The sequence below is a fragment of the Cellulomonas soli genome, assembly GCF_052036975.1.
Lineage (GTDB): Bacteria > Actinomycetota > Actinomycetes > Actinomycetales > Cellulomonadaceae > Cellulomonas > Cellulomonas soli_A.
Genome location: NZ_JBQIAR010000005.1, coordinates 99885 through 118472 on the forward strand (window position 1 = coordinate 99885; position 18588 = coordinate 118472).

Below are 18588 nucleotides of genomic sequence, written 5' to 3' on the forward strand. Positions count from 1 at the left end.
GTCGGTGCGCGCACGAGAGAAGACTCCGTTGGCACCTCCCACCCGCCGTCAGCGGCCGGTCCGCACGCTCACCGTGCTCGGCCTGCTGATCCTCGCGATCTTCGGCGCCGTGCTCGCCGGGACCAAGTGGTCCGACGCGTCGCTGACGCCGAACCTGGCCCTGGACCTCGAGGGCGGCACCCAGATCATCCTCAAGCCGATCGCGGAAGAGGGCGACGTGTCGTCCGCCTCGATCGACCAGGCGATCGAGGTCATCCGCCAGCGGGTGGACTCCTCGGGTGTGGCGGAGGCGGAGATCCTCAGCCAGGGCGACAACATCGTGGTGTCGCTGCCCGGGCACCCCAGCGAGGAGACCCTCGACCTGGTCCGCACCTCGGCGACCATGCAGTTCCGGCCCGTCCTGGCGATCGGTGCGCCCACACCCGTGGCCACCGACACGGCGACCGATGCTGCGACCGCGGCGCCCACCGCCGCGGCCACGGCTGCGCCGGCCGACGCCGCGACCGCCGCCCCGACCGACGCCGCCACCGAGGCAGCCGCGGACCCGGCCAGCGAGACGCCGACCGCCGAGGCGACCGCCGCTCCGTCGGACGTGCCGACCAAGGCGGCTCCGGACAGCCCCAGCGATGCCGAGTACTACCTCACCGAGGCCGTGCAGGCCCGGTTCAACGAGCTGGACTGCACGGACCCGGCGAACCTCACCGGCGGTGCGCCCGGCGACCCGGACGTCGCCCTGGTCACCTGCGACCCTGAGGGCACGGCCAAGTACGTGCTCGGCCCGGTCGAGCTCGAGGGCTCGGACCTGAAGAACGCCAGCTCGGGCCTGGAGACCAACTCGCAGGGCGTCGTGACCAACACGTGGATCGTCGACCTGGCGTTCAACTCGGCCGGGACCGAGATCTTCGCCGACATCACCGAGCGTCTGCAGGCCCTCACCTCGCCGCAGAACCAGTTCGCGATGGTGCTCGACGGCCTGGTCATCTCCGCCCCGAGCCTGTCGCCGGGCGTGATCATCAACGACGGTCGGGCGCAGATCTCGGGCACGTTCACCCGGGAGTCCGCCGCCACCCTGGCCAACCAGCTGAACTTCGGCGCGCTGCCGCTCACCTTCGAGGTGCAGAGCGAGCAGCAGATCTCCGCGACGCTCGGCAGCGACCAGCTCCAGAAGGGCCTGATCGCCGGGCTCATCGGCCTGATCCTCGTCGTCATCTACTCGCTGCTGCAGTACCGGGCACTGGGTCTGGTGACCGTCGCCTCGCTCGTCGTCGCGGCCCTGGTCACCTACGGCGTCATCGCACTGCTGTCGTGGACGCAGGGCTACCGGCTCTCGCTGCCCGGTGTCGCGGGGCTGATCGTGGCCATCGGCATCACGGCCGACTCGTTCATCGTCTACTTCGAGCGCATCCGTGACGAGCTGCGCGAGGGCCGTCCGCTCGCGGCGGCCGTCGAGCGAGGCTGGGAGCGGGCCCGTCGCACCATCCTGGCCTCCGACGCCGTCAACCTCACGGCAGCGGTCGTGCTGTACCTCCTGGCGGTGGGCGGTGTGCAGGGCTTCGCGTTCACGCTCGGTCTGACGACCCTCATCGACGTCCTCGTGGTCTTCTGCTTCACGCACCCGGTGATGGCGCTGCTCGCGCGCACTCGCTTCTTCGCCGACGGGCACCCCGCCTCGGGTCTCGACCCGCGCCGGCTCGGAGCGCAGGGCCCGCGGTACGTGGGGCGCGGTCGGGTCGCCACGCTGGCGTCCCAGGCCAAGGACGAGGCGACCGGCGCACCGGCTGCGGCGGGTCTCACGATCGCCGAGCGCCGCGCGGCGGCTCGGGCCGCCGCTCCCGACGCCACCGAGGCGGCCCCGGCCACGGCATCAGCTGTCACGACAGCCGACGACGACGCGTCGTCCGGCAGCACGCCGTCCGCGACAACGCCAGCGGCTCGTACCGCGGGTGAGTCCGGTCGCACCGAGGGGAGCGAGCTCTGATGGCCGCCGGTTTCGCCCAGTGGGGCAACGACCTGTACACCGGTCGACGCTCGTACGACATCGTCGGCCGGCGTCGCATCTGGTACTCCATCTCCGCGGTCCTGGTGCTGATCACCGCGGTGCTCCTGATCACCCCGGGGCTCAACCCGGGTATCGAGTTCCGCGGCGGCTCGGAGTTCGTGGTCTCCGGCGTGCCGGACGCCGACCAGCAGAGCGCGATCGACGCCGTCCAGGCGATCGCCCCCGAGGAGTCGCCGCGGGTGGCCACCCTTGGCTCCGACTCGCTGCGGGTCCAGACGGCCGAGCTGACCAACGCCGAGGTCGAGGAGGTCAAGGCGGCCCTCGCCGAGGCCTTCGGCGTCGCGGAGAACCAGGTCACCAGCTCGTTCATCGGGCCGACGTGGGGCAAGGACGTGTCGGCCAAGGCGCTGCGCGGCCTGGCCGTGTTCCTGGTGTTCGTCACGATCGTGATGACCGTCTACTTCCGCAACTGGCGGATGGCGCTGGCGGCGCTGATCGCCCTGTTCCACGACCTGGTCATCACCGTCGGCGTCTACGCGGGTGTCGGCTGGGAGGTCACGCCGGCGACGGTCATCGGCTTCCTGACGATCCTCGGGTACTCGATCTACGACACGGTCGTCGTCTTCGACAAGGTGCGGGAGAACACCGCCGACGCGCTCGAGCAGACGCGGTACACGTACGCCGAGAAGGCCAACCTCGCGGTGAACCAGACCCTGGTGCGGTCGATCAACACCTCGGTCGTCGCGCTGCTGCCCGTCGCGGCGATCCTCTTCGTCGGCACCTTCATCCTCGGTGCGGGCACGCTGCGGGACATCGCCCTCGCGCTGTTCGTCGGCATGGCGATCGGCACCTTCTCCTCGGTCTTCCTGGCCACGCCGCTCGAGGTCACGCTGCGTGAACGGGAGCCCGCCATCCGTGACCACACCCGCAAGGTGCTCGAGGCCCGTGCCCGCGCGGCCGGTGTCGAGGGCGTGGCAGCCGGTGCGGACGCCACGCCGGTGCCCACCGTGCATGTCGGTGCGTTGCGGCCCGGCTCCCACCAGGGGACCGCCGCCCAGCCCAAGCGGAAGCCGAGGCGATGACCGTGAGCCTGCTCGACCCCCGGACCGCCCTCGTGGCGCGGATCGACGCGCTGGTGCGCCAGGTGCCCGACTACCCGCAGCCCGGCGTGCTGTTCCGGGACATCACCCCGCTGCTCGCGGACGCCTCGGCGTTCGCCCAGGTGATCGAGGCGATCGCTGCCGACGTGCCCGGACCCGTCGACCTGGTGGCCGGCATGGAGGCGCGGGGGTTCCTGCTCGCCGCGCCGGTCGCGGTCGCTCTCGGCGCCGGACTGCTGCCGGTGCGCAAGGCCGGCAAGCTGCCCGGCCCGACCGAGGCCGAGACGTACGAGCTCGAGTACGGCACGGCGACGGTGGAGATCCACCCGTCGACCGTGCCCGCGGGCTCGCGGGTGCTCGTCATCGACGACGTGCTGGCGACGGGGGGCACGGCCGCTGCGACGGTCACCCTGCTCGAACGGTGCGGCGCCGAGGTGGTGGGACTGTCGTTCCTGGTCGAGATCGCGGCGCTCGAAGGGCGTGCGCGACTCGCGGGGCGCACCGTCGACGCGCTGGTGCAGGTGCCCTGACCGGACGGTCGTAGACTGCTGCGAATCCGGTCCCCGATCGCGAGCGCACCGCCACGGCAGGTCGTGCAGTCCGTGGCGGGCGACCCTGACGCGGAGGAGGGGGCGCGATGAGCGAGGACGTCCGGCCGTCACGGTCGGCTGAGCCGCGCCCCGACACCCCGGCCTCGGGCACGGACACCGCGTCCGTGTCGTCGGGGCGCGTCCGTGCGCGACTCGCCCGTTTCGGTGCGCGTGGGGGTGTGGCGTTCCCGGCCCTCGAGCCGGTGCTGCAGGCTGCTCGGACGAACCATCCGAAGGCCGACCTGACGGTGGTCGAGCAGGCGTACGTGGTGGCCGAGAAGGCCCACCGCGGGCAGCTGCGCAAGAGCGGCGACCCGTACATCACGCACCCGGTGGCGGTCGCCACGATCCTCGCCGAGCTCGGCATGACGCCCTCGACGCTGGCGGCGGCTCTGCTGCACGACACCGTCGAGGACACCGACTACTCGCTGGAGCAGCTGCGCCGGGAGTTCGGTCCCGAGGTCGCGATGCTGGTCGACGGCGTGACCAAGCTCGACAAGGTCACCTACGGCGACGCCGCGCAGGCCGAGACGGTCCGCAAGATGGTCGTGGCGATGTCGCGCGACATCCGCGTGCTGGTCATCAAGCTCGCAGACCGCCTGCACAACGCCCGCACCTGGAAGTTCGTCTCGTCGGCCTCGGCGGAGAAGAAGGCCCGCGAGACCCTCGAGATCTACGCCCCGCTGGCCCATCGCCTGGGCATGAACACCATCAAGTGGGAGCTGGAGGACCTCTCCTTCGCGACCCTGTACCCGAAGGTGTACGACGAGATCGTGCACCTGGTCGCCGAGCGCGCCCCGGCCCGCGAGGAGTACCTGGCGGTGGTGCGCGAGCAGGTCGGTGCCGACCTGCGCAACGCGAAGATCCGCGCCACGGTCAGCGGCCGCCCGAAGCACTACTACTCGATCTACCAGAAGATGATCGTGCGCGGTCGCGACTTCGCCGACATCTACGACCTGGTGGGTGTCCGCGTGCTGGTCGACTCGGTGCGGGACTGCTACGGCGCGCTCGGCGCGCTGCATGCGCGGTGGAACCCGGTTCCCGGCCGGTTCAAGGACTACATCGCGATGCCGAAGTTCAACCTGTACCAGTCGCTGCACACCACGGTGATCGGACCGGGCGGCAAGCCGGTCGAGATCCAGATCCGCACGCACGACATGCACCGCCGGGCCGAGTACGGCGTGGCGGCGCACTGGAAGTACAAGGAGTCCGCCAAGAACATCGCCGGCCAGGACACGGCCGGGAACGACATGGTGTGGCTGCGCCAGCTCGTCGACTGGCAGAAGGAGACGGCCGACCCGACGGAGTTCCTCGACTCGTTGCGGTTCGAGATCGCCGGTGCCGAGGTGTACGTCTTCACCCCGAAGGGCGACGTCGTCGCACTGCCGGCCGGGTCGACGCCGGTCGACTTCGCGTACGCGGTGCACACGGAGGTCGGCCACCGCACCATGGGCGCCCGAGTCAACGGCCGTCTGGTGCCGTTGGACTCGACCTTGGAGAACGGCGACGTCGTCGACGTCTTCACCTCCAAGTCGGAGACCGCCGGGCCCAGCCGCGACTGGCTCGGGTTCGTCAAGAGCCCCCGCGCGCGCAACAAGATCCGGCAGTGGTTCTCCAAGGAACGCCGCGAAGAGGCGATCGAGCACGGCAAGGACGCCATCGCCAAGGCGATGCGCAAGCAGAACCTACCGATCCAGCGTCTGCTCTCGCACGAGTCGCTCGTGACCCTGGCGCACGAGATGCGGCACGCCGACGTGTCCTCGCTCTACGCCGCGGTCGGCGAGGGGCAGATCTCGGCCGCGACGGTCGTGCAGAAGCTGGTCCACTCGATGGGTGGCGAGCCCGCAGCCGAGGAGGACATCGCCGAGGCTGCCCGCCCGGGGTCCTCCGCCCGCCGGGTGCGCACCGGCGACACCGGTGTGGTGGTCAAGGGCGTCGACGACATCTGGGTCAAGCTCGCCCGGTGCTGCACGCCGGTGCCCGGCGACGAGATCGTCGGCTTCGTGACGCGCGGGGCGGGTGTGAGCGTGCACCGCTCCGACTGCATCAACGTCGAGAGCCTGCGTCGCGAGCCGGAGCGGCTCGTGGACGTCGAGTGGAGCCACACCGGGTCGACCTTGTTCCTCGTGCAGATCCAGGTCGAGGCCTTGGACCGCAGCCGGCTGCTGTCGGACGTGACGCGTGTGCTGTCCGACCACCACGTGAACATCCTGTCGGCGAGCGTGTCGACGTCGCGTGACCGGGTGGCGCTCTCGCGCTTCGTGTTCGAGATGGCGGAGCCCTCGCACCTGGCCTCGGTGCTGTCCGCCGTCCGCAAGGTCGAGGGCGTGTTCGACGTGTACCGGATCACCGGCTCGAAGGCGGCCGAGGAGCCGGTCATCCGCGCCTGACCCTGGCAGGTCTGCGGGCCCAGCCCGAAGGGTCGGTGCCCAGCAGCGCACGCGCCTCGCGCACACCGCGTTGCCCTGCCATCGACGTGAGGCGGTCGAGTGCTGCGTCGGGGTCGAAGCCGACGTCCAGCAGCTCCGCGAGGACGCGTTCGGCGTCCACCCGGGGCAGCAGCCGCGCGACGTCGACGCCCGTGCGCTGCACGCTGGTGACTCGCACGGCGCCGAGCACCGTCACGTCCCCGTCGGCCAGGTCGGCCTCGCAGGCGACCCGCCACGGGTGCGGGTCGGGGCGTCGCGCTCGGGCGGGCACGAGCACGTCGATCCGGGTCGGCGCACCGATGCCCGTATGCACCCAGGCGGCGCTGCCGCGTGCGACGGCACCCCGTTCGGGGACCAACCGGGCCAGTGCCTGTGCCCGTACCTGCGGGGTCTCGGGGGTGTCGCGGGCGATGGCCAGCTCGCCCCAGACGGTGCGGACGACACCGTCACGGTGCAGGGCGTGCCAGGTGGCCGCACCGACGTCGGCCGCGTCGATGGTGGTGGACGGGCTTCGCTCGGGGAGGTGCACCCAGCTCAGGTGGTCGGTGCGGTGCCGCGCGGCTGCGGGTGTGGATGCGACGAGGGCCATGCCCGGCAGCATGCCCGGGCACGGCCCTCGTGCGTGGCGGTGGTCGGACCGCCTGTGGACGACGCGTCAGCCGCGGGCGTCCGCGGCGGCTCGCTGCACCTGCTCCAGCCAGGCCCGGCGGGCCTCGAGCGCGGCGCGGGCGTCGGCGATCTTGCGTGCGTCACCCTTCGCCTCGGCTGCGGCCAGGTCGGCCTCGAGGCCGGCGATGGCCTGCTCCAGCTGAGCGGCTGCACCCTCGGCGCGCGCACGCGTCTCGGGATTGGTGCGGCGCCACTGCGCCTGGTCGGCGTCGCGGACCGCGGTCTCCACGGCACGCAGTCGGCCCTCGACACGCTGCACGTCGCCGCGCGGCACCTTCCCGGCGGTCTCCCACCGGTCCTGGATGGAGCGCAGCGCAGCCTTGGCCGCGTTGAGGTCGCCGATCGGCAGCAGGGCCTCGGCCTCGACCAGCAGCGCCTCCTTGACCTCGAGGTTCGCGCGGAACTCGGTGTCGGTCGCGGCGGAGGCGGCGTCGCGGGCCGCGAAGAACGCGTCCTGCGCGGCGCGGAACCGGGCCCACAGGGCGTCGTCGTCCGAGCGGCTGGCCCGGCCGGACGCCTTCCACTGGGCCATGAGGTCGCGGTAGGCGCCGGCGGTGGCGCCCCAGTCGGTGCTGGTGCGCAGGCGCTCGGCCTCGTCGACCAGCGCGGCCTTGGCGGACTTGGCCGAGGCGTTGCGGGTCTCGAGCTCGGCGAAGAAGTGCCGACGCTCACGGTCGAACGTGGTCCGCGCGTGGCTGAACCGCTTCCAGAGTGCCTCCTCGGACGGGCGGTCCAGACGCGGCCCGGAGCGCTGCGCCTCCTTCCACTGGTCGAGGAGCGTGCGCAGCTGCTCACCGGCCGGACGCCACTGGATGCGCGAGGGGTCGGTGCTGGCGATCTTCTCGGCCTGCTCGACGATCTGCGTCCGGGAGACCAGTGCGGCCTCCCGTGCTGCGGCCCGCTCGGCCTCGGCGACGGCGCGCCGCTCGGCGGCGACCTCACGCAGGGCGTCCAGGCGTGCACGGAGCGCGTCCAGGTCCCCGACGGCAGCGGGTTCGACGACCTCGTCGCCCAGCTTGGCCAACGTCTGGTCGATCTCCTTGACCGACAGGTCGGTGGCCTGCAGACGTGCCTCGAACACGGTCACCTTGGCCTGCAGGTCGAGGAACCGGCGCACGTACAGGGCCAGCGCCTCCTCGGCGCTGGCGCCGGGGAACTGCCCGACGACGCGCTCACCGGCGGCCTCGGTGACGTAGACGGTGCCGTCCTCGTCAACCCGGCCGAACGTCGCGGCTGCGGCCGCCTCGGCGGCGTCCTGCGGGGGTGCGACGGGTGCCGGTGCCGGGGTGGCCGCCGCGGTGGCGGCCGGTGCCACGGGGTGGACCGGAGGCCGGGGGACAGGCCGCGGGCCGGGGCGCACGGCGCTCGGGGTGGGCTTGGCGGGGGCGGCGGGCGCCGGGGCCTCGTCGGTCACGGGCTCGACGGGCGCCGGGGTCTCCTCCGTCACGGACTCGGGGGCCGCAGCCACGTCGGACTCCGCCTCGGCGGCGGGCGCGTCCGGCGGGGCAGGGGTGTCGCCGGCCGTCGGCTCGACGGCTTCCGGTGCGGGAGCAGCCGTGGCGGGCGTCTCGGGCGTGTCGTCCTGGGACGGCGTTGCCGGGGTCTCGGTCACTGGGTCTCCACTCCCTCGATGATGACGTCGGACACCGGGGTCTCGGTCCCCTCGATGGTGCCTGCGTCAGCGATGGCCGTGAGCACGTCCAGGCCGGACGTGATGCGGCCGAACACGGTGTAACCACCCGCCGAGTCGGACGGGATCTGCGAGTCCTCGTAGACGAGGAAGAACTGGCTGCCCATCGAGCTGCCGTCGTTGCCGACACGGGCCATGGCGATGGTGCCGGCCTTGTAGACGTCGTCCGTGGGGGCGTTCTCGATCGGCCCCCACGAGTAGCCGGGACCGCCCTGGCCGGTGCCCTCGGGGTCGCCGCACTGCAGCACGGAGATCCCGGAGGTCGTCAGCCGGTGGCACGCGGTGGAGTCGAAGAACCCCTGGCCTGCGAGCGTCACGAAGTTCGCGACGGCCTGCGGGGCGGCGGCGCCGTCGAGCTCGATGCCGATGTCGCCCTGGGCGAGGTGGATCGTGCCGGTCCAGGTGCGGCCCTCGGCCAGCGAGGCGTCGGGCACCAGGCTCGGGGCGGTCGACGAGGTGGTCGAGGGGCTCGGGGCGGCCGAGGCGTCGGACTGGTCCGTGAGTGCGACTGCCGCGACGACGCCGATGACGAGCACGAGGGCGGCGACGACGCTGCCGGCGATGACGCGCTGGCGACGGCGACGGGCCTCGGCTGCTGCCTGGCGGCGCTGCTGCCACTTCTCGTAGCGGCGGCGTTCGTTGGCGCGCTCGCGCTTGCTGGACACGCACACTCTCCTCGCATCGGTGTGCCGCAGCCGGCGCTCGACCTGCTGCACTGCACGAAGGGACCCGGCACAGTCTAGGCAAGCGTCGGCCGTTCGCGACGAACGTCCAGCCGGGGCTCGTCGCGCGGCGTCGGTGGACGGGGCGTGGCGGCCCTACCGTGGTGCGGTGCAGATCGTCGAGGTGCTCGCTCCCGTGCTCGGTGCCCGCTGCCTGGTCCTGGCGGCCGACGACGGCGTGTGCGTCGTGGTGGACGCCGGGGCGGGGGTCGCTGATCGGGTCGAGGCCCTGGTCCGCGAGCGCGGGTGGCGGCCGCAGGCGGTGCTGGCCACGCACGGGCACCTGGATCACACGTGGGACGCGGGGGTGCTGTCGGCGCGGTGGGGGGTGCCGGTGGTGCTGCACGCGGGTGACGTGTACCGGTTGGCGGACCCGTTCGGGTCGTTGGGCGTGCTGGGTCGGGGCCTGGCGGGTGCGGTGTCGGAGGCGACGAGCCCGCTGGGGCAGGCGTTGGTGGCCTCGGGCATCGACCCGGCGGGGTATGTGGCGCCGGTGCGGGTCGAGCCGTTCGGCGGGGGCGCCGCGTCGGCTTCGGGTCGGTCGGCGGACGTGACCCTGACGTGGGGCGCTCTGCGCATCGTCGCGCGGCACGCTCCGGGTCATACGGAGGGGTCGACGGTGTACCTGCTGGACGACGAGGGCCGCGCGGAGGGTGAGGTGTCGCTCGCGATCACCGGTGACGTGCTGTTCGCGGGCAGTGTGGGTCGCACGGACCTGCCCGGTGGTGACCCGGCGGCCATGGCGCGCACGCTGCGTGAGGTCGTGGCGGTCCTGCCGCGTGGTGCGGTGGTGCTGCCGGGGCACGGGCCGGCGAGCGACGTGGCGAGCGAGCTGACGCACAACCCGTACCTGGGGAACGGGTGAGCGGTCGCCGGGTGCGATCTGGGAGGATGCGTGACCATGGCGCGTCCCACACCTCTGTCCGGTTTCCCTGAGTGGCTCCCTGACGGGCGCATCGTCGAGCAGCATGTGCTGGACGTGCTGCGGCGGACGTTCGAGCTGCACGGGTTCGCGGGCATCGAGACGCGTGCGGTGGAGCCGTTGGACCAGCTGCTGCGCAAGGGGGAGACCTCCAAGGAGGTCTACGTGCTGCGGCGGTTGCAGGAGGACCCGGCGGACGCGCAGGCGGACCGGGCCGGTCAGCTGGGTCTGCACTTCGACCTGACAGTGCCGTTCGCGCGGTACGTGCTGGAGAACGCCGGTCATCTGGCGTTCCCGTTCCGGCGGTACCAGATCCAGAAGGTGTGGCGTGGTGAGCGGCCGCAGGACGGTCGGTTCCGTGAGTTCGTGCAGGCCGACATCGACGTGGTCGGTGCGGGCGCGTTGCCGTACCACTACGAGGTCGAGCTGCCGTTGGTGATGGCCGAGGCCTTGGGGGCGTTGCGGTCGATCGGTGTGCCGCCGGTGCGGATCCTGGTGAACAACCGCAAGGTGGCGGAGGGGTTCTACCGGGGTCTGGGGCTGGTCGACGTCGAGGCGGTGCTGCGCGGGATCGACAAGCTCGACAAGGTCGGGCCGGAGGCGGTGGCCGGTCTGCTCGTGGCTGAGGCAGGGGCCACGCCGGAGCAGGCGCAGGCGTGCCTGGATCTGGCGGCGATCTCGGGGGCGGACCTGGGCGTCGTCGACGAGGTGCGGGCGTTGGCGGGTCGGCTGCAGGTCACCTCGGGGCTGCTGGAGGAGGGTCTGGCCGAGCTCGGGGCGCTCATCGAGGCGGCGTCGGTGCGGGCGCCCGGTGTGGTGGTCGCGGACCTGAAGATCGCTCGTGGTCTGGACTACTACACGGGGTCGGTCTACGAGACGGTGCTGGTGGGTCACGAGCAGCTGGGGTCGATCTGCTCCGGTGGGCGGTACGACACGCTCGCCTCGGACGGGGCGAACACCTACCCGGGTGTGGGGCTGTCCATCGGGGTGTCGCGGCTGGTGTCGCGGCTGCTGTCGGCCGGGTTGGTGCGGGCGTCGCGGTCGGTGCCCAGTGCGGTGCTGGTCGCGGTGACGTCGGAGGAGTCGCGCACGCGTTCGGACGCGGTGGCCTCGGCGTTGCGGGCGCGGGGCATCCCGGTCGAGGTGGCGCCGTCGGCGGCGAAGTTCGGCAAGCAGATCCGGCACGCGGACCGGCGGGGCATCCCGTTCGTGTGGTTCGTGGGGGAGTCGGGTGAGGACGGGGTCGAGCAGGCCGATCAGGTCAAGGACATCCGGTCGGGGGAGCAGGTCGCGGCGGATGCCGTGTCGTGGCAGCCGCCGGCGGAGGACCTGTGGCCGACGGTGCTGCCGGTGACGGCCGCGACGGAGGCCTGAGCCGGGCCTGGGCAGGGCCTGAGCCGGCCTGGGCCCGCGCGACCGGGCGCCTTCGGGCACGATCGGTCCATGACCGTCACCGGCGAGGGTCGCGCGCGACGCGGCACGGAGGCCGACCCGCAGGGCACCGCATGCGACGTGCTCGTGATCGGCTCGGGTTTCGGCGGGTCGGTCACGGCGCTGCGCCTGGTCGAGAAGGGCTACCGGGTCACGGTGCTCGAGGCGGGGCGGCGGTTCGCCGACGAGGAGTTCGCGTCGACGTCGTGGGACCTGCGCCGGTTCCTGTGGGCGCCGCGGCTGGGCTGCTACGGCATCCAGCGCATCCACCGCGTGTCGGACTCGTTGGTGCTGGCCGGTGCCGGGGTCGGTGGCGGGTCGTTGGTGTACGCCAACACCCTGTACCGGCCCCTCGCGCCGTTCTTCACCGACCCGCAGTGGGCGCACCTGACCGACTGGGAGGCCGAGCTGGCGCCGTGGTACGAGCAGGCGTCGCGGATGTTGGGGGTGACGCCCAACCCGACGGTCACGGCGTCCGACGTGCTGTTCCGGCGGGTGGCGGCACGGATGGGGGTCGAGGAGACCGTGCGACCGGCGCCCGTCGGTGTGCTGTTCGGGCAGCCGGGGCGGGACGTGGCGGACCCCTTCTTCGGTGGGGTCGGACCGCGGCGTACGGGGTGCACCGAGTGCGGCGCGTGCATGACGGGGTGCCGGGTCGGGGCGAAGAACACGTTGGTGAAGAACTACCTGCACCTGGCCGAACGGGCCGGTGTGCGGGTGGTGCCGCTGACCACGGTCACCCGGCTGCGACCACCGGCGGGGGCCGGCCGCTGGGTGGTGGAGTCGCGGGGGACCGCCGACGGTGCGCGTCGCACCTGGTCGGCCACGCACGTGGTGCTGGCGGCCGGGACGTACAACACGCAGCTGCTGCTGCACGGGTCCCGGCGGCGCGGGGACCTGCCGCACCTGTCGCCCCGCTTGGGCACGTTGACCCGCACGAACTCCGAGGCGTTGCTGGGGGCGAGCCGTCCGCGGGTCGACCCTGACTCGCGGCTGGACCGGGGTGTGGCGATCACGTCCTCGTTCTTCCCCGACGAGCGCACGCACGTGGAGCCGGTGCGGTACGCGGCCGGGTCGAACGCGATGGCGCTCCTGCAGACGGTGCTGACCACGGGCGCGCCCCGCGGCGTGCGCTGGCTGAAGATCCTGGGCCGGCTCGCCCTGGAGCTCGCGCGCCGACCGGTGACCACGATGCGTGCGCTCGCGCCGTACCGGTGGAGCGAGCGCACCGCTGTGGCCCTGGTCATGCAGGCGCTGGACAACTCCCTGGACACCCGACTCCGTCGCGGGCTGCTCGGGTGGGGGCTGGCCAGCCGGCCGGGACCGGGGGAGCCGAGCCCGACGTGGATCCCGCAGGGGCACCGCGCGGCGACCCTGCTCGCCCAGGAGATGGGTGGCGTGCCCGGCAGCTCGTGGGGTGATGTGGCGAACATGCCGCTGACGGCGCACTTCATCGGCGGGTGCCCGATCGGGGCCACTGCGGCCGACGGCGTGCTCGACCCGTACCAGCGCGTGCACGGGTACCCGACGTTGCACGTGGTCGACGGTGCTGCGGTCACGGCGAACCTGGGTGTCAACCCCTCGCTGACGATCGCCGCGCAGGCCGAGCGGGCGGCGTCGCTGTGGCCCAACGCGGGCGAGCCGGACCCCCGGCCGACCGACCAGGGGCAGTACGTGCGGCTCGCGCGCGTGGTGCCGCACGCTCCGGTCGTGCCCGTGGGTGCGCGCGGCGCGCTGGCACCCGGGTCGGGCGAGCCGCCCGAGGCCGACGCGCCGTCGCCGCCCCCGGGCCCGGGCGGGCACTAGGATCGTGCGGGCGTCCGACCGGGCGCGCGACCCCCACCAGCGAAGGACCACCCGTGCTCCGCACCCACACCGCCGGCTCGCTGCGAGCCGAGCACATCGGCTCCACCGTCACCCTCACGGGCTGGGTGGATCGTCGGCGTGATCACGGTGGCGTGGCGTTCGTGGACCTGCGGGACGCGTCCGGCATCGCCCAGGTCGTCATCCGCGACGAGGCCGTCGCGCACGGCCTGCGCGCGGAGTTCGTGCTGCAGGTCACCGGCGAGGTCGGTCGCCGCCCCGAGGGCAACGAGAACACGCACCTGGCCACCGGTGAGGTCGAGCTGGTCGCCACCGAGGTCGTCGTCCTCAACGAGGCCGCGCCGCTGCCGTTCCAGGTCTCCTCGGCGCTCGACGAGACGATCGGTGAGGAGGCCCGCCTCAAGCACCGCTACCTGGACCTGCGCCGCCCGGCCCCCGCGCGGGCGCTGCGGCTGCGCTCGAAGGCCAACGCCGCTGCCCGGCGGGTGCTCGACGCCCAGGACTTCGTCGAGATCGAGACCCCGACGCTGACGCGGTCCACGCCTGAGGGTGCCCGCGACTTCGTCGTGCCTGCTCGCCTGGCGCCCGGCTCCTGGTACGCGCTGCCGCAGTCGCCCCAGCTGTTCAAGCAGCTGCTCATGGTCGCCGGCATGGAGCGCTACTACCAGATCGCCCGCTGCTACCGCGACGAGGACTTCCGGGCCGACCGGCAGCCGGAGTTCACGCAACTCGACATCGAGATGAGCTTCGTCGAGCAGGACGACGTGATCGCCCTCGGCGAGCAGGTGCTCGTGGCGCTGTGGGACCTGATCGACGTGACGATCCCGACCCCGATCCGCCGGATGACCTTCGCCGACGCGATGGCCCGCTTCGGCACCGACAAGCCGGACCTGCGGTTCGGCCTGGAGCTGGTCGAGCTGACGCAGTTCTTCGCGCAGACCCCGTTCCGGGTGTTCCAGTCGGAGTACGTCGGGGCCGTCGTGCAGCCCGGTGGTGCCTCGACGCCGCGTCGCGGTTTCGACGCGTGGCAGGAGTGGGCCAAGCAGCGCGGCGCGAAGGGCCTGGCCTACGTGACCGTCGGTGAGGACGGCGAGCTCGGTGGCCCCGTGGCCAAGAACATCTCCGAGGAGGAGCGCGCCGGACTGGTCGCCGCCGTCGGGGCGAACCCCGGCGACGCGGTGTTCTTCGCGGCCGGTGCCACCGACGACGCCCGCGCCCTGCTCGGTGCCGCGCGCCTGGAGATCGGCCGCCGCGGTGGCCTGATCGACCCCGACGCGTGGGAGTTCGTGTGGGTCGTCGACGCACCCCTGTTCAAGCCGTCCGGCCAGGACGACGACGTGGACCTGGGCAGCTCCGCCTGGACGGCCGTGCACCACGCGTTCACCTCACCCACCCCGGACTGGCTCGACCGGTTCGAGGAGAGCCCCGGCGAGGCCCTGGCGTACGCGTACGACATCGTCTGCAACGGCAACGAGATCGGTGGCGGCTCGATCCGTATCCACCGACGTGACGTGCAGGAGCGGGTGTTCCGCGTCATGGGCATCGGACCGGACGAGGCGCAGGAGAAGTTCGGGTTCCTGCTCGACGCGTTCCAGTTCGGCGCCCCGCCGCACGGCGGGATCGCCTTCGGCTGGGACCGCATCCTGACGCTCCTGACCGGCTCGGAGTCGATCCGCGACGTCATCGCGTTCCCGAAGTCCGGTGGCGGCTACGACCCCCTGACCGGTGCCCCGGCGCCGATCACGGTCGAGCAGCGTCGCGAGGCCGGCGTCGACGCGAAGCCCAAGGCCCCCGCAGCCACCGCATGAGCCGCTGGTTCGACGTCCTGCCGCCCCGGTGGCGGCAGGACCGGCTCGTCGCGTCCGACCGCCAGCGGTTGACGGGCGCCCAGGTGCTCGAGGTCTCCGACGAGGTGCTGGTCCTGGCGCAGGCCAGGCGCCGGGGTGCCGCGGTGGTCGGCTACGGGACGGGCGGTGCGGCGGCGTCAGCCGTGGTCTCCCTCGTGGACGCCGGTCTGCTCGGCGCACCCGTCGACTGGTTGTCGCTGCCTCGTGATGTCGACCTGCCCGAGGCGACCGCGGCGCGGCTGCAGGTGCAGGCGCTGCCCGGCTGGGACTGGTGGTCCACGACCACCGTGCCCCCGGTACAGGGTCCGCAGGATCGGGTGGAGCGCCTGACCGACGCCGACGCGACGCTGGTCGTCGACTGCCTCGCCGAGGCCAACCCGGGGTCCGAGGCCGACCCGTCCGGCGCGGACGGTGCCGGCTGGTGGGGTGTGCGCGACGGTGACCGCCTGATCGGGGTGATCGGCGCCGCCGTGCGTGCCAGCGACGACCCGCAGCGCAGCACCTGGCACCTGCAGGGGCTGGGTGTCCGTGCGGAGGCCCGGGGTCGTGGTCTGGGACGGGCGCTGACGTCCGTGGCCACGCGTGAGGGCCTCGCCGCCGGCCTGCCGTGGGTGTCGTTGGGGATGTGGGCCGACAACGTCGCGGCCTCGGCCCTGTACGGCTCGCTGGGGTTCCGCACCGACCACCAGCGACGCTCGTACCGTCCGGTCAGCGGTCGGGAGTCCGCGCGGCCCGTGTGAGTCGCGGTCCGGTCACCACCGGGACGGTGGCTCCTGGTCGCCGCCGAGACCCAGGTGGCGCCCGGACGGTTCGTCGAGCTCGGGCACGCCGGCGGCCTGACCTGGTCCGGCGTCGACGGGCAGCACGTGCGGGCGCGCCGCGAACGACCGCTTCCACATCGCTGCGACGACCGCGCCGGCGCCGGCGACGACGAGGGCGAGGTTGAGCAGCCACAGCGCACCCGCCCGGTCCCCGCTGCGCGCGGCGCGCAGGACCTCGAGCAGGACGGGCGCCACCAGCAGGCAGGCCACCGCGGTGGCCGCGCGGGCCTGCCACCGCAGGCGCAGGTAGCGGGCGCGGTCGACGGGCAGTGGCGACGGCATGAGGTCAGTGGGTGATCGCGAGGCGTTCGTAGAGGCGTCGCAGCGGCCGCGGGGCCCACCAGTTGGCCCGTCCGAGGATGGTCATGGTCGCGGGGACCAGCAGCAGGCGCACGATGGTCGCGTCGATGAGGACGGCGACGGCCAACGCGAAGCCGACCTCCTTGATGACGAGCAGCTGGCCCGCGACGAACCCGGCGAACACGGCGATGATGATGGCCGCAGCCGAGGTGATGATGCGGCCGGAGCGCTGCAGGCCGAGCCGGACGGCCTCGTCGTTGCTGGCACCGGCGTCGTGCAGCTCCTTGATGCGCGACAGCAGGAACACCTCGTAGTCCATCGCCAGGCCGAAGCCGAAGGCGATGACCAGGGCCACGACGTACGTCTCGATGCCTCCGGTGGAGGTGAACCCGAGCAGCCCCGACAGGTGCCCGTCCTGGAACACCCAGACGAGCACGCCCAGCGAGGCCGCGAGCGAGACGACGTTGGTGAGCAGTGCCTTGATGGGGATCGCCACGGACCCGGTCATGAGGAACAGCAGGATGAGGGTGGCGGCGGCGACGATCCCGGCGGCCCAGGGCGCACGCTCCACGAGGGCCGCGGTGAAGTCGGTCTGGGCTGCGGCCGGGCCGGTGACCCAGTTCGGGAACCCGGGGTCGAGCGCGCGCACGGAGTCGACGACGTCGCGGGCGACGGCACCCCCCGGGTCGCTCGTCGCAGGGCGTACGCCGATCACGACGTACGAGCCGAGCACGGCGGGCGGGTCGACGGAGGTCACGTCGTCGAGCTCGGCGAGCTCGGCCGTCCACGCCGTCGCCTCCTCGAGGGTGGTCTCGGCCACGATCGTGACGGCGGCCGAGGAGGAGGCCGGGTAGTTGCGCTCGAGGGCTTCGAGGTAGTCGCGCTGCTGGGAGTCGGCGGGCAGCAGCTCGGTGGTGGAGTTGCGCAGCTCGAGGTGGGCGATGGGGGAGGCGAGGACTCCCAGCACGACCATGACCACGGTGACGACGAGCCACGGCCGGCGCTGCACCCGTGCGGCGAGGCGGGAGAACGCACCTTCCTCGGACTCCACGTCGGCCGTCCGGGCCAGCACGGCGCGCAGGCCCGGGATGCGGGAGATCAGGCCGGGGCGGGCGAGCCGGCGGCCGGTGAGCACGAGCAGTGCGGGCACGAGGGTGAGCGCCGTGGCTACGGCCACGACGATCACGGCGATCGCGGCGGCCCCGATGGCACGCAGGATCTGCGGTTCGAACACCAGGAGCCCGCAGATGGCCACGGCCACCGTGATCGCGGAGAACGCCACGGTGCGGCCGGCGGTCGCCATGGTGCGTTCGACGGCGCTGAGCACGGCGCCGTCGCCGCGTCGGCGGCGGGCCCCGGAACCGTCGTCGTCGTCGACCAGGTGGTGCAGCTCCTCACGGAACCGGGACACGATGAGCAGGCCGTAGTCGATGGACAGGCCCAGCCCGAGCAGCGTGACGACGTTGACCACGGAGGAGTCGAGCTCGGTGAGGTAGCTCATGGCCAGCAGGGCGCCCAGCCCGCCGGCGATCGAGGCGAGCGCCCCGGCCATGGGCAGCGAGGCGGCCAGGAACCCGCCGAAGACGAGCACCATGATGAGCAGGGCGACGGGCAGCGCGATCGTCTCGCCGATCCGCAGGTCCTCGGCCACCTGGGCGGTGATGTCGTCGACGATCAGGGTCTCGCCGCCGACGATCCCGCTCGCGGCGGGCGCGACCGCCTCGAGCTCGCCCGGCACCTGGCCGAGGCGCTGCGCGACGGCGTCCAGGGCGGCGTCGACGACCTCGGGGGATGCGGCGGGGTCCGTCTCCACCACGACGAGGAACCCTTGCCCGTCGGCGGCCAGCAGGGGTGCGGCGGCGGGGTTGGCGATCGTGTCGGGCAGGGCGTACGGGTCGATGACGGAGGCGACCCCGTCGATGGCGGTGAGGTCGTCGCGGGCCGGGGCCATGATGTCGGCGACGCCCTCGGTCTCGGGCGGGACGCCGTCGACCACGAGGGTGAGCGAGCTGCCGACCTGCTGGTTCTCGGCGAGGATCTCGTCGGCGATCGCGCTCTCCGAGCCCGGCACGGACGGTGCGCCGGTGGTGAGCCGGTCGAAGAGGGTCTCGCCGTGCACGCCGCCGACGGCCAGCGCGAGGCAGGCTGCGGTGAGGACGAGCCAGACGAGTGCGCTCAGGCGGGGGTGGTGGGCGACGGCGCTGCCGAGACGTGCGAACACGCCGGTCATCGTCGCAGGTCGTC

14 protein-coding genes are annotated in these 18588 nt (G+C 72.9%); 9 read left to right on the plus strand and 5 right to left on the minus strand.

Features of this window, described 5'->3' with window-relative positions:
* The first annotated feature begins 28 nt into the window (after positions 1–28).
* The 4 genes from secD to ACTHAM_RS07240 all read left to right on the plus strand — a co-directional run bounded on the left by secD (position 29) and on the right by ACTHAM_RS07240 (position 6079).
* On the plus strand, positions 29–1978 hold the full coding sequence (secD, locus tag ACTHAM_RS07225; protein WP_440685838.1) for a protein translocase subunit SecD: 1950 nt from the start codon (positions 29–31) through the stop codon (positions 1976–1978).
* Positions 1978–3081, plus strand: a complete 1104-nt coding sequence (gene secF, locus ACTHAM_RS07230; RefSeq protein WP_440685840.1) for a protein translocase subunit SecF — start codon at positions 1978–1980, stop codon at positions 3079–3081. The genes secD and secF overlap by 1 nt, the downstream gene beginning before the upstream one ends.
* On the plus strand, positions 3078–3629 hold the full coding sequence (locus tag ACTHAM_RS07235) for an adenine phosphoribosyltransferase (RefSeq protein WP_440685842.1): 552 nt from the start codon (positions 3078–3080) through the stop codon (positions 3627–3629). The genes secF and ACTHAM_RS07235 overlap by 4 nt, the downstream gene beginning before the upstream one ends.
* A 107-nt stretch (positions 3630–3736) precedes the next feature.
* The gene (locus ACTHAM_RS07240) at positions 3737–6079 is read left to right on the plus strand and encodes a RelA/SpoT family protein (protein ID WP_440685844.1); all 2343 of its coding nucleotides are present in this window, start codon (positions 3737–3739) and stop codon (positions 6077–6079) included.
* Here ACTHAM_RS07240 and ACTHAM_RS07245 read toward each other — a convergent pair.
* The 3 genes from ACTHAM_RS07245 to ACTHAM_RS07255 all read right to left on the minus strand — a co-directional run bounded on the left by ACTHAM_RS07245 (position 6066) and on the right by ACTHAM_RS07255 (position 9142).
* Positions 6066–6707 carry a hypothetical protein gene (locus ACTHAM_RS07245; protein WP_440685846.1) on the minus strand — a complete coding sequence of 214 codons (642 nt, stop codon included), beginning with the start codon at positions 6705–6707 and terminating at the stop codon, positions 6066–6068. The genes ACTHAM_RS07240 and ACTHAM_RS07245 overlap by 14 nt on opposite strands.
* 66 nt (positions 6708–6773) lie before the next feature.
* Complete coding sequence (locus ACTHAM_RS07250) at positions 6774–8399, minus strand: DUF349 domain-containing protein (protein ID WP_440685848.1); 1626 nt, start codon at positions 8397–8399, stop codon at positions 6774–6776.
* The gene (locus ACTHAM_RS07255; RefSeq protein WP_440685850.1) at positions 8396–9142 is read right to left on the minus strand and encodes a peptidylprolyl isomerase; all 747 of its coding nucleotides are present in this window, start codon (positions 9140–9142) and stop codon (positions 8396–8398) included. The genes ACTHAM_RS07250 and ACTHAM_RS07255 overlap by 4 nt, the downstream gene beginning before the upstream one ends.
* 166 nt (positions 9143–9308) lie before the next feature.
* On the opposite strand from ACTHAM_RS07255, the gene ACTHAM_RS07260 reads away from it, so the two are divergent.
* The 5 genes from ACTHAM_RS07260 (at position 9309) to ACTHAM_RS07280 (ending at position 15963) form a co-directional block, all read left to right on the plus strand.
* Positions 9309–10064, plus strand: a complete 756-nt coding sequence (locus ACTHAM_RS07260; protein WP_440685852.1) for an MBL fold metallo-hydrolase — start codon at positions 9309–9311, stop codon at positions 10062–10064.
* A 36-nt stretch (positions 10065–10100) separates the two neighbouring features.
* Complete coding sequence (gene hisS / locus ACTHAM_RS07265) at positions 10101–11495, plus strand: histidine--tRNA ligase (RefSeq protein ID WP_440685854.1); 1395 nt, start codon at positions 10101–10103, stop codon at positions 11493–11495.
* Positions 11496–11564: 69 nt separating this feature from the next.
* Complete coding sequence (locus ACTHAM_RS07270; RefSeq protein ID WP_440685856.1) at positions 11565–13358, plus strand: FAD-dependent oxidoreductase; 1794 nt, start codon at positions 11565–11567, stop codon at positions 13356–13358.
* Between the two features lie 53 nt (positions 13359–13411).
* Positions 13412–15184: an aspartate--tRNA ligase gene (gene aspS / locus ACTHAM_RS07275; protein WP_440685858.1), complete on the plus strand. Its 1773-nt coding sequence runs from the start codon at positions 13412–13414 to the stop codon at positions 15182–15184.
* The gene (locus ACTHAM_RS07280) at positions 15181–15963 is read left to right on the plus strand and encodes a GNAT family N-acetyltransferase (protein WP_440685860.1); all 783 of its coding nucleotides are present in this window, start codon (positions 15181–15183) and stop codon (positions 15961–15963) included. The genes aspS and ACTHAM_RS07280 overlap by 4 nt, the downstream gene beginning before the upstream one ends.
* Before the next feature lie 12 nt (positions 15964–15975).
* On the opposite strand, the gene ACTHAM_RS07285 is transcribed toward ACTHAM_RS07280, so the two are convergent.
* Positions 15976–16326 (minus strand): hypothetical protein, encoded by a 351-nt coding sequence (locus tag ACTHAM_RS07285; RefSeq protein WP_440685862.1) that lies wholly within the window; start codon positions 16324–16326, stop codon positions 15976–15978.
* 4 nt (positions 16327–16330) lie between these two features.
* Entirely contained in the window at positions 16331–18574 is a 2244-nt protein-coding gene (locus ACTHAM_RS07290; RefSeq protein WP_440685864.1) for an MMPL family transporter, read from the minus strand.
* Between the last annotated feature and the right edge of the window lie 14 nt (positions 18575–18588).